12 protein-coding genes are annotated in these 11,778 nt (G+C 40.8%); all 12 read right to left on the bottom strand.

Going from position 1 to position 11,778, the window contains the following annotated elements; genetic code table 11:
- The 12 genes from DW738_RS00385 to DW738_RS00325 all read right to left on the bottom strand — a co-directional run bounded on the left by DW738_RS00385 (position 1) and on the right by DW738_RS00325 (position 11,686).
- Positions 1-432, bottom strand: a complete 432-nt coding sequence (locus DW738_RS00385; RefSeq protein ID WP_023022501.1) for an arginine repressor — start codon at positions 430-432, stop codon at positions 1-3.
- Complete coding sequence (locus tag DW738_RS00380) at positions 425-1,240, bottom strand: TlyA family RNA methyltransferase (protein WP_120701154.1); 816 nt, start codon at positions 1,238-1,240, stop codon at positions 425-427. Before DW738_RS00380 ends, DW738_RS00385 begins: the two co-directional genes overlap by 8 nt.
- On the bottom strand, positions 1,221-2,108 hold the full coding sequence (locus DW738_RS00375) for a polyprenyl synthetase family protein (RefSeq protein ID WP_123160018.1): 888 nt from the start codon (positions 2,106-2,108) through the stop codon (positions 1,221-1,223). Before DW738_RS00375 ends, DW738_RS00380 begins: the two co-directional genes overlap by 20 nt.
- A complete protein-coding gene (locus DW738_RS00370) occupies positions 2,105-2,317 on the bottom strand; it encodes an exodeoxyribonuclease VII small subunit (RefSeq protein ID WP_023026470.1) in 213 nt (70 codons plus the stop codon). The genes DW738_RS00375 and DW738_RS00370 overlap by 4 nt, the downstream gene beginning before the upstream one ends.
- Positions 2,295-3,635, bottom strand: a complete 1,341-nt coding sequence (xseA, locus tag DW738_RS00365) for an exodeoxyribonuclease VII large subunit (protein WP_023026468.1) — start codon at positions 3,633-3,635, stop codon at positions 2,295-2,297. The genes DW738_RS00370 and xseA overlap by 23 nt, the downstream gene beginning before the upstream one ends.
- 419 nt (positions 3,636-4,054) lie before the next feature.
- Positions 4,055-5,509, bottom strand: coding sequence for a glycoside hydrolase family 32 protein (locus DW738_RS00355; protein WP_023026464.1), 1,455 nt, complete (start codon positions 5,507-5,509; stop codon positions 4,055-4,057).
- 9 nt (positions 5,510-5,518) lie between these two features.
- Complete coding sequence (locus tag DW738_RS00350) at positions 5,519-6,364, bottom strand: carbohydrate ABC transporter permease (protein ID WP_023026462.1); 846 nt, start codon at positions 6,362-6,364, stop codon at positions 5,519-5,521.
- Position 6,365: 1 nt separating this feature from the next.
- Positions 6,366-7,268 carry a sugar ABC transporter permease gene (locus DW738_RS00345; protein ID WP_009732413.1) on the bottom strand — a complete coding sequence of 301 codons (903 nt, stop codon included), beginning with the start codon at positions 7,266-7,268 and terminating at the stop codon, positions 6,366-6,368.
- Positions 7,269-7,352: 84 nt separating this feature from the next.
- Complete coding sequence (locus DW738_RS00340) at positions 7,353-8,666, bottom strand: sugar ABC transporter substrate-binding protein (RefSeq protein WP_042360999.1); 1,314 nt, start codon at positions 8,664-8,666, stop codon at positions 7,353-7,355.
- Positions 8,667-8,797: 131 nt separating this feature from the next.
- Complete coding sequence (locus tag DW738_RS00335) at positions 8,798-9,790, bottom strand: LacI family DNA-binding transcriptional regulator (RefSeq protein ID WP_023026458.1); 993 nt, start codon at positions 9,788-9,790, stop codon at positions 8,798-8,800.
- A gap of 27 nt (positions 9,791-9,817) precedes the next feature.
- Complete coding sequence (locus DW738_RS00330) at positions 9,818-10,699, bottom strand: NAD(P)H-hydrate dehydratase (RefSeq protein WP_123160017.1); 882 nt, start codon at positions 10,697-10,699, stop codon at positions 9,818-9,820.
- Between the two features lie 132 nt (positions 10,700-10,831).
- The gene (locus DW738_RS00325) at positions 10,832-11,686 is read right to left on the bottom strand and encodes a bifunctional methylenetetrahydrofolate dehydrogenase/methenyltetrahydrofolate cyclohydrolase (RefSeq protein WP_165852115.1); all 855 of its coding nucleotides are present in this window, start codon (positions 11,684-11,686) and stop codon (positions 10,832-10,834) included.
- Positions 11,687-11,778: the final 92 nt, after the last annotated feature.

The raw sequence follows: 11,778 nt of genomic DNA, 5'->3' as shown, positions 1-11,778 counted from the left end.
CTACCATTCCATCAATCGTTGTTCGATAAACTGAGCCTTTTCTTCCGAGCGGGCCACAATAAAAATACTATTGTCATCTGAAATCATACTAAAGATGATGTCATCGAAATCTTCCTGCAGATGCCGCTTGACTAAATAGGCTGTCCCTGGGACTAGCTTGAGGGTTAGAAAACTCCCCATGCGTTCAAAAGATTGAAGATTATTTTCTGCTAATTTTCCACTATGTTGGACACGTGGCAATTCATAGACATAGGCTGAACCTTTTAATGGCGTTTTAATAATGCCCAACTCTTTAATATCACGGGAAACAGTCGCTTGTGTCGCAGAAATTCCCGCTTCCCTCAGATGTTCGACAATTGCATCCTGAGTGCCGACTTTATTTTCTCGGATAAAGCGTCGTATTTTTTCTAATCGGTTTTGTTTACTATTCATGTTTAAAATCAGTGTGGGCTTTGTCGACGACAGCTACAAACTCTTGCTGAGCGAGACGATTTTGCCCGGTATTTTTTTCTAAATAAAGTAAAAATTCAATATTGCCATGGCCCCCTTGAATCGGAGAATAATCCACTCCCAAAACGGAGAAGCCATGTTCTATCGCGAAGCCTTGAACCTGTTCCAAGACGGACAGATGGACCTTGGCATCCTTGATAATCCCATTTTTTCCAATCTGCTCCCGACCAGCTTCAAACTGGGGTTTGACTAGAGCGACCACCTGGCCTCCTTCTTGCAAAATCCCATGAAGAGCAGGCAAGATAAGGTTGAGGGAAATAAAACTAACATCAATGCTAGCAAAACTTGGTCTTTGCTCAAAATCCTCAGACGTCGCATAGCGGAAGTTGAACTGCTCCATCGAGATGACACGAGGATCCTGACGGAGTTTCCAAGCCAACTGATTGGTCCCTACATCCACTGCATAGACCAAGGCTGCTCCATTTTGGAGCATAACATCCGTAAAGCCCCCTGTTGAGGCACCAATATCTAGCGTGACCTTGTCCTGCAAGTTAATCTCAAAACGGGCCAAGGCCTTTTCTAACTTGAGACCACCGCGACTGACATATTTGAGTTTTTCACCCTTGAGTTTTAATTCAGTCGCTTCATCAATTTTTTCACCTGGTTTATCGAAGCGCTCGCCATTATGGACCGCAACGACCAAACCAGCCATCACACCGCGTTTGGCCTGCTCCCGGGTTTCAAATAGTCCCTGCTTGTAGGCCAGTACGTCAACTCTTTCCTTGACCATGAATTCTCAGTCTTTCTATTATCTTCTTGATTCCAGTCCCTTCAAAGGAAACTTGATTAGAAATGCGATCGAGCAAGTCCTCACAGGCATCCAACTCCCGATCCAAATAAGCCTGCGCTCCATCTAGACCAAGTAGTGCTGGATAGGTTGATTTTTCAGCCTGCAGGTCCTTCTGAGGGGTTTTTCCTAAAGAGGCAAAATCGGCTGTCACATCCAAAATATCATCCCGAATCTGGAAGGCCAACCCTAAATGGAGGCCAATTTCCTCTAAGAGAGTCGCAACAGTTGTCTCAAGCTCTAAAAGGATCCCCGCAGCTTGGAAAGGATATGCTAGCAGTCGTCCCGTCTTATTGGCATGGATGACTTGCAACTGGTCCAAGGTCAGGCTCGCTCCTTCCCCTTCCATATCCAAGACTTGGCCTGCCACCATCCCAGCTGTCCCTGAAGCATCCGATAATAAGGCGATCAGTTGCACCCGGATAGAAGCTGGAAGATCCGCCTCTGCCACACAGCCAAAGGCATCCAAGAAGAGCGAGTCTCCTGCTAAGATGGCTAAGTCTTCACCAAATTTTTTGTGGTTGGTCAATTGACCACGACGATAATCATCATTATCCATCGCTGGTAGATCATCATGGATCAAGCTTCCCGTATGGATCATTTCAAGAGCGGCTGCTACCTGAAAATGAGCCTCAAGGATTGGAGCATGAAAGGCCTCTAGTAATTCCAATAAGAGCAAAGGCCGAATCCGTTTGCCCCCTGCATGGACTGAATAAAGGATGGATTCTACCAAGCGGGGAGCGATTTGTTTGGTCTCGTAGAAACCTTCAATCGCTCTTTCAACCCCTTGCAGTTTTTCTTCTAAAATCATACCAGTTCCGTTTCTGAGCCATCTGCTTGCATAACCTTGACCAAGGTCTTTTCAGCCTGATCAAGCGTTTCTTGCAAGTTTTTTGATAGCTTCATTCCTTTCTGAAACTCTGAGATGGCCTCTTCAAGGGGCACTTGCCCACTTTCCAATTTTTGGACAATAGCTTCCAAATCAGCTAAATTTTCTTCAAATTTCTTTTCTTTCGACATGCTTTACCTCTACTTCTACTTGCCCATCCCGCATGACTAGCGTCAAGGCATCCTTTTCTTTGATTGTATCTACACTATCCAGAACATGATCTCCAGCCTGCACCAAGGCGTAGCCTCTAGCCACGATACGACTGGTATCCAACATCAAGAGAGCTTCTGATAGGCGCTTGGCATCTGCTGCTTTTGTCTGGTAGAGCTCCTTGATTTTCAAGGTCATCAATCGCTCCATTTGGAGAATCTGGTCTCGATAGCGCTCAAGTTGATGCTGGGGCGCTTGAGAAGCCAATCGATGGCAGAGTTCTTGTAACTGGTGGCTATTTCTGGTAACTGACTCTGACACAGCCTGTTTCATTCGCAACTGAATCTGATCTATTTTTTGCAGATAAGAATCATACAGCCGCTCTGGTTGACGGAAGATGACCGATTGGCTTAGTTTTTGCAGTCGCTCCCGATTATATACTAGGCGGTTGCGCATAGCGGTTGCCATCCGCCCTTCCTGCTTCTGCAAATGATTGAGTAGGTCCAACTTGGTCACAGGCGTCGCTAGCTCAGCCGCAGCTGTAGGAGTGGCTGCCCGCCGATCTGCTACAAAGTCTGCCAGAGTGGTGTCTGTCTCATGTCCCACACTGGAAATAATGGGAATTCTAGACTCAAAAATAGCACGCACAACTGGCTCTTCATTAAAGGCCCATAGGTCCTCGATGGACCCACCACCACGACCGATGATCAAGACATCTAGGTCCGTCCGAGCATTAGCCTTCTGGATATTGGCGACAATTTCTTGAGCTGCCCCCTCTCCTTGTACCTTGGTTGGAAAAAGGAGAATCTCCACGCCAGGAAAACGCCGAGTGACAGTCGTAATAATATCGCGAATAACAGCTCCACTCTGACTGGTAATAACCCCAATTTTATTGGAGAACTGGGGAATGGCCTGTTTGAACTTCTCTTGAAAAAGACCTTCTTCCTGGAGTTTCTTTTTCAACTGCTCAAACTGAATAGCTAAAGCGCCCACACCATCTGGCTCCGCCTTTTCGATGACAATGGAATAACTACCACTTGGCTCATAAAGTTGGATCCGACCAATAACATTGATCTTCATGCCTTCTTCTAGCTCAAAACCAAAACTCTTATAAATTCCAGCCCAGACAGTCGCCTGAATCACAGCCTTTTCATCCTTTAGAGAGAAATACTGGTGATTGGGACGCTTCCGAAAATTCGAAACCTGACCCGTCAAATAGACCCGCTCCAGATAGGGGTCCTTATCAAATTTCAACTTGAGGTATTTGGTCAGACTGGATACCGATAAATAGTTGGACATAGGAACTCCTTTCTGCAGAATATGATCAAGTTTAATTATACCAAAAAACACCAAAAAAGGCTGGTAGACAAACGAAATCATGAATTTCCTTTCTCTACAATCCTCATTTTATTCAAGTCATTTTCTACTAGTCTATTTTAAACCAGCTTCCCTATTTGTCACACTTCTCTAATCGTTCAATAAAGGAGCTAAGAAGTGCTTGGGGCTCCCCTTCATTTGGATAGGCATAACTAATATAGAAGACTGTTTTTTCCTCTTCAACCAGGGGAATTTTGACAAGATTTGGATATTCTGGAAAAAGAGTCAGAACGGTCATGAGGCCAATTCCTAAATTTTCTTCGATGAAACTCAAAACCTATTTAGGATACAACAAAAAGACAAGTCTCAGGACTTGTCTTCTTTAGGAGATTTTTATATACCTATTTTTGATAGGCTTTTACAACTAAATCGACCCCTTCATCTGCTTTGAAGGTATAAACAGGGTTCTCAGTCGTTTCATAAAAGGTCATTGATAGAGTTTTACCATCCACGAATACTTCAATTGAGTTGGTATCTCGAAGAATCGAGAAATGATAATCCTTTTCACCATTCAACTGAATCCATCTTGATTGAAATTCTGGGCTTTCTTTTCCAGAAATGAGATGTCCAAATTGGTCTCGACTCAAGCTAAAGCGTTTATTGGAGGCATCGTAAATCAATTGCAAGGCACTATCAACATCGGATTCATCCCCATATTTTAGGATAAAGGAGCGACCTGATTTGGAATCTATCTCAAATAAGGTTTGTTTCCCTCTAGCCGGGATAATGATCTGATTGCCCTTAACAATGGTTTCTGGTGCATTCTCTACAAGAAAGTGATTTTTCACAGACTCAGGTAGCTCCTGAACCAATCTTCCGTCTTTCAAGCCTAATTTTCTAGGAATCGTCATGCTTCCTGCCCAACCATGACCTAAGTCATGACTAGGGATGGAACGTTGCCACATTTGCATCCAAGCAACCATGTATCGTTCGCCATTTGGTCCTTGACAAGTTTGAGGAGCATAGAAATCCAAGCCACCATCAATTTCATCATATGTATCGACAAAAAACTGACCCGTTTCCCAATTCATGTCACCGATAAAGGCAACAGTCGAATTTAAATTCCAGTATTTTTCTTGCTGTCTTTCCATTTCAATGGGAGACAGAATCAAGACCCATTTACCATCTAAGGGAAAGAAATCCGGACATTCCCACATGATACCTTGCCCTTTTTCACCTTCCAGTAAGACTGATTTAAAGCTCCAGTCCTCTAGATTACTTGACGCAAACAAGAGAATTTGCCCTCGATCATCTACTGTTTTGGAAGCAACTACAGTATAATAGATTCCTTGGTATTCAAAGACTTTGGGATCACGAAAATCAGCAATATCTGCGATACCCTCAATATGCTGCACATGGATCACTGGGTTGGCTGGCAATTTTGCGAAAGTAACTCCATCCGTTGAAACTGCAAGACACTGGGTCTCTTCTCGCTTCTCCTCATCATCTATATGACCAGTATAAAGCAAATAGAGCTTGTCATCTTTCACAATAGCACTTCCTGAGAAACAACCATCCTTATCATAGTTTTCACTTGGTGCTAAAGCTACTGGTAATTCTTCCCAATGGAGGAGATCTTTTGACTTAGCATGCCCCCAATGCATAGGTCCCCAAACACTATCATAGGGATAGAATTGGTAAAACAAATGGTATTCCCCACGGAAATAAACAAAGCCATTAGGATCGTTCATCCAGCCAATTGGAGGTAGTAAGTGAAAGGATCCTCTATATTGCTGGTCAACCTTCTCCCTGTTTTCATCGATATACTGATTCGCTTTTCGAATAGTTTCCCTCATACTTATCACCTACTTAATACCTGTTCCAGACCCACCTAAACCTTGAATAATATATTTTTGTGCTACGATATATACTAGAATAAGTGGAATTGTAGAAATTGTCAAAACAGCCATCACTTGATTAATATAAACTGGTTGAGTTGTATTAATGGTTGTAATCGCAACCTGCATTGAAAATTTTGAAGAATCGGTTAACACCATCAATGGCCAGATATAATCATTCCAACTAGAAATAAAGGAAAGAACACCGACTGTGGCAACTGCTGGTTTCGACATAGGCAACATAATCTTGAAAAAGATCCGCAAGATACTTGCACCATCTATTTTTGCAGATTCGATAATTTCTTCTGGAATGGCAATAAAGAAGTTTCGGAAAAGATAGATATTAAAGACACTAGCTAATCCAGGGATAATAACCGCTAAACGATTATTGACTAAGCCAAGTGAATTAATAATTGTAAATTGAGGAATCAAAACTGTTTCAATCGGAATAATTAACAAGGCTAATAAAAATCCAAACAGAATTTTTTTACCTGTAAAATTAATTTTTGCAAATGCAAATCCCGCTAAGGCATTAACAATAATAGAACCAAGTGCAAATGTTCCTGCATAAAAAATACTGTTCCCCAGGTATGTTAGAATACTAAAACGCGAAAGAACTTCTTGGTATGGTTTAAACCAATCAGCTGGATTTAAACTAGGTAAGAATGCTTTCCAACTTGTTAAATTCTTGTACACATCTGCTTCTGGTTTCATAGCTGAAACCACCATCCAGATCATAGGAAATAGAAAGAGGCCTGCTAATAGAATTAATAAAATATATTCTAAAATAGTAGTCGGTTTTAAACGTTTCATCCTAATCGTCCTCCTTCAAAACTCGCCGTTGTACAAGACTAATCATACCAATCAATGTTGTAAATACTAGGGCAATAGAACTTGAATAACCAACGAGACGGTCTGTGAAACCTTGTTGGTAAATATAATATACCATAGTGATTGTCGAGTTCAGAGGTCCACCTTGAGTCATGACCATTGGCTGCACAATCAATTTAAAGGCTGAAATCAACGTTGTCAATAGGACAAACAAGGCCGTTGGTTTTAATAAAGGCATTGTGATATATCTAAATTGAGCCCATTTTGAAAATCCATCCAACTCTGCCGCCTCATAAATATCTTGTGGAATATTTTGCATTCCTCCAAGGAATAACAACATTTGATACCCTGCACCTTGCCATGCAGAAACAAATACAATGGCATACATGGCCTGTTTTGGACTTGTCAAAAATGGTTGTGAAGAAATACCAATTTTATTCAGTAGAGCATTGAGCAAACCATTATTTGGATTTAACAAGTATAACCAGAGGATAGATATAACGACAAGAGACATCACAACAGGAGCAAAAAATGCTACCTTAAAGAACATATTTCCTTTACGTTTCTTATTAACAATTAAGGCCATACCGAGAGCCGCTCCAAGTTGCACTGGAATAATCCAAACTACAAATTTCAAGGTATTCAAGAAACTTTTTATAAAGATTGGATCTTGTGCTAAGCGCATAAAATTTTGTAGCCCTACAAATTTTCTGTCCTCTGGGGTCAATAGGTAATAATCTGTAAAGGCATAATAGATGACCATACCAACAGGTATCACTAAAAAAATAAAAAGTAATACTAAGGCTGGAGCTAAAAAGCTATAGCCCATAATATTTTCTTTAAGACGTTCTTTCTTTTTTGTTTCGACTTTCTTTGTTTCGCTCATTGTTCGTCTCCTAAGATGAAATCATTAAATAAAATAAGGTGGAAGGTACATTTCATAACTTTCCTTCCACCTTTTGAATATCAACTATTTATTTAAAGATTGGTCGATTGCTGTTTGCATTTCTTTCGTACGAGCATCTAATACTTTTTGTACATCTGGATTATCTTTATAATAGCTGATATCTTGCATCGCTTGTTGGAAAGCGCGTGAAACTTGTGGATAAGCTACTACAACTGGACGAGGATGAGCTGATGCAGCATTTTGTTCCATCAAGAAGCGCAATGGTTCAGATACTTTATCCTTAATATTTTTAATTGTTGATTTTCTGATTGGAAGAACACTGTTCCCCAAGCTTATAATTTCACTAGATTCTGTATTTGTTGCAAACTTAACAAATTCAGCAGCAGCTTCTTTTTTATCAGATTTTGTCGTAACAGCTAATTGCCAACTACCTGAAGGTGAGACCAATTTCTTCGTTTTATCTGAAACTGGATAAGGAAGAATACCAAAATCAATATCTTTGTAATTTGTTTGTAGATCCCCAATCGTCCAAGACCCGCTTAGAACCATCGGATACTCACCTGTTTCAAATCCTTTTTCAACAGGACTAACTGTAGTGTAATCCTCTTTTACTAGATTTTGAATAAATTGAACAGCTTCAACACTTTCCTTACTGTTGAAGTAACCTTCAGCTTTTGTCCCTTTAGAATTTACTACAGACCCACCATTTGACCAAATAAGTGGCATATAAGCATATGGTAACATCTCATCATTTGAATTCAAACGGAAATCTATTGCTGGTTTATTAAAATGATCTTTTAATTTTTTAGCAATAGCATTAAACTCAGACCATGTCCATGGTTTTTCAAGGGTTGGCAAACTCGCTTCATCAATTCCTGCTTCCTTAAACATCTTTTTGTTATAGTAAACACCTACATTTGATTCAGAAAAACCAAACGCATAGAATTTACCATCATAAGTTCCCTGTTGCTTAATACTGTCCAGTACATCATCCATGTCATTGTCCTTTAGATAATCATCCAAGGGAGCAATCACTTTTGATTTTGCATAGGCAGCAGTATTTGGTCCATCTAGCGTAATAACATCTGGTAAACTATTTGTCGTAATAGCAGCGTTTACCTTATCTTCATATCCTCCACCGCTACCACTACGTGGAATATACTCTGTCACAACCTTGTATTTGGTTTTCTTTGACTTGTTGAAATTATCAACAACTTGTTGCCAAGCTTTTCCCTCAGCTGTTTCATCTGAGAATTGAACCCAGACTTTTATTTCGTCCGAAGAACTTGCAGTTTTGGATTTTGATCCCCCACCACATCCTGCAAGCAATCCTAATGATAGTGCTGCAACTACAGATAACTTAATACCTTTACGCATAGCGTCCTCCTTTTTGAAACGTTTCATTTTTTATTTGTTTTTTTAACTCAAGCTAAAATAGTTGAGTTTTTTGAAACGTTTCATTTTATAGCTAAATTATAACAGCGCTTTCATAATTTGTCAAGCACTTTTTATAATTTTTTTGTTGTGTTTCCTTCAAAAAAAAGTACCGGTAAACTAATTACATTCTGATCTATTTTTTCTTCACGAATTAATTTAAGCAATAGTTCAACTGCTGCTTGAGCCATCTGAGCTATTTGTTGAACAATCGTAGAAAGTAAGTAAGGTTGATCAAAAGCTGGTCTTAATCCATCAAAACCAATAATCTGATAATCTTCTACAGGAGTTTTTCCCATCTCCCCTAAAACTTTTATCACACGAAGGGCCATAAAATCATTTACTGTGAAAATCCCATCAATCTGAGGATGCTTTTCAAAAAAGGTTCTTATTTGCTCTTCTGCTTGATTCAGTGGTTCCGGCATTTCAAGACAATAAAGGTTCGTATTTTTCTGTTTAGCCTCCGCTTTGAAACCTCTCCCCCGTTCCGTTGTTTCATTCAAATGTTTGTTCACACCACTAATGTAAGCTAGATTTTGACAATCGCGTTTGACTAATTCGCGGCAAGCTAGTTGACCACCATGAAAATTTTCAGAAGTTACGTAATAGACATTTTCAGAAAAATGACGGTCAATACTGACAAAAGGTAAATTTGATGAAACATACTTATCAATATCTGAATAGGTGATCCCTATAATTCCATCTACTTTATTTTTCTCAAGTAATTTTATGTATTCTATCTCATTTTTAGAATCTTTATCAGCATTACAAATTAATAATTTATATTGATTTTTTAATAGTTCTTTTTCAACATGATAAGCAAATTCAGAAAAGAAAGGATGCCATATAGTTGGAATGAGTAAAGCAATAATATTACTACGATTCGTTTTTAATCCTCTCGCATATTCATCTGGGACATAAGAAAGTTTTTCAATTGCTTGTTGAACTTTTTTTAAGGTCACCTCTTTAATGCCTTTTTCATTATTGATGACACGAGAGACTGTCCCAACACTAACTCCAGCTTCTGCTGCAACATCCTTCATGGTAATCGACTTTTTTTTGCTCATTCATTTTTTCACCTCCTTTCATCCATACTACCATGAAAACGTTTCATTTTCAACATTTTCGTTTAAATTGTCACTCCACTTCTTCATCCATTTTGGGATTTCTTTGCTAATGCTTGTCGGTAAAACTATATAAGCCTCCTTGCTCAAGTCTTCAGCAATAGCTGAATGAAGGTAGGTCGCGACTGCCACGCGCTCATAGAGTCCAACCTGTGGAAATTGTCCCGCAAAGCCTGCAATCATCCCTGCCAAAGTATCGCCCATTCCTCCAGTTGCCTGGTAAGGACCACCAACTGTTAGTTGGTAATAATCTGCTTGCCCTTGTTGCCAAATCTTAGTCTGGGCTCCCTTTTGGACCAGAATACTTGCTGGAGGAAGTTGGGATAGAGCCAGCCTTGTTGCTTCTTCTCCTTGGTCTCCAATCGCTAGACCTGACATGGCCTCCCATTCTTTTTGATGAGGAGTAAAGACGAGCTGAGCTTGGGGAAGAGGCAAAGCTAAGCGCGTATAGAGGCTAATGGCTCCACCGTCTAGAATGAGCACTTGATGAGGCTGAACCTTATCAAAAACTAGCTCTACAAGGTGTGCCCCTAGCTCATTGTCCATGAGACCCGGCCCCAACAAAATAACGCCTGCTTTTGCGATTTGCTCAGTCAATAACTCTTGGTCAGTCACAGCAAATGCCATGGCTTCGGGTAGCTGACTATGAAGGGCAGGGATATTCTCCCGTTCTGTCGCAACCGTGACGAGGCCCGCTCCAGTCTCCACAGCTGCCAAAGCAGACATTATAATAGCTCCTCCGTAAGGGTAGGTCCCTCCCATCAAGAGAAGACGACCATAGTCTCCCTTGTAGGAGTCTGACGGACGACTAACAATAACTTGTTGTAGCAATGTTTGGTCAACTCTTAACATAAGCTTTCCTTCTTTCTCTCTTTATTTTATCACGTTTAGACTAAAAAAAGGCAGGAAAGCAAGTTCCAACCTTCAAAATTTTTCTAATCATTCTACAGCTACAAACACTGTCCCGACTTCATCCAAGCTGGTTTATTTTTTCAAGGCCCGAACAGCTGCCTCATAGGTCTGAGACATGAGCATGGTAATAGTCATAGGACCAACGCCACCTGGTACTGGAGTGATGTAGCTCGCTAGAGGAGCTACCTGTTCATAGTCCACATCTCCACAGAGCTTCCCATTTTCGTCACGGTTCATCCCCACATCAATGACGACTGCTCCCTCTTTGACAAAGTCAGCTGTAACAAATTTGGCACGGCCGATAGCCACCACTAGGATATCCGCTTTTCTTGCAATTTTTGCTAAATGATGGGTCCGTGAATGGGTCAAGGTCACCGTCGCATTCTTAGCTAATAGAAGCTGGGCCATGGGTTTTCCAACGATATTGGAGCGACCAATAACGACTGCACTTTTCCCCTCAACATCGATATCGTATTCCCGGAACATTTCCATGATCCCCGCAGGAGTTGAGGGAACCATGACCGGATTACCCGCCCAAAGATGGCCCATATTAAGGGGGTGGAAGCCGTCGACATCCTTATTGGGATCAATGGCTAGTAAGACAGCCTCATCGTCGATATGTGCTGGTAGAGGCAACTGGACCAAAATTCCATGCCAGAGCGGTTCCTGATTGTAGCGGTCAATAAGTGCCAAGAGTTCCTCTTGTGTAGTAGCCTCTGGTAAGCGGACCACCTCGCTACGAAAACCCGCAGCAAGAGCCGAGCGTTCTTTATTTCGTACGTAGACCTGACTAGCTGGGTTTTCTCCCACTAAAATCACCACTAAACCAGGTACCTCCCCTGTTTCCTCTTTTAAACGTGCTGTATTTTCAGCTAATTCTCCCTGTAATTTTACTGCCAAGGCCTTCCCATCAATCACATGTGTCATCTCAATCTCTTTTCTATTCAATATCTTCTCTATTATATCAGATTTGTGGACCTGCTCCTAACACTTCTTGATTAGATAAGATTATAGGAAGA

It is taken from the genome of Streptococcus sp. AM28-20 (assembly GCF_003603595.1).
GTDB classification, from domain to species: Bacteria; Bacillota; Bacilli; order Lactobacillales; family Streptococcaceae; genus Streptococcus; species Streptococcus ilei.
This window is presented reverse-complemented; position numbering and strand designations above follow the sequence as displayed.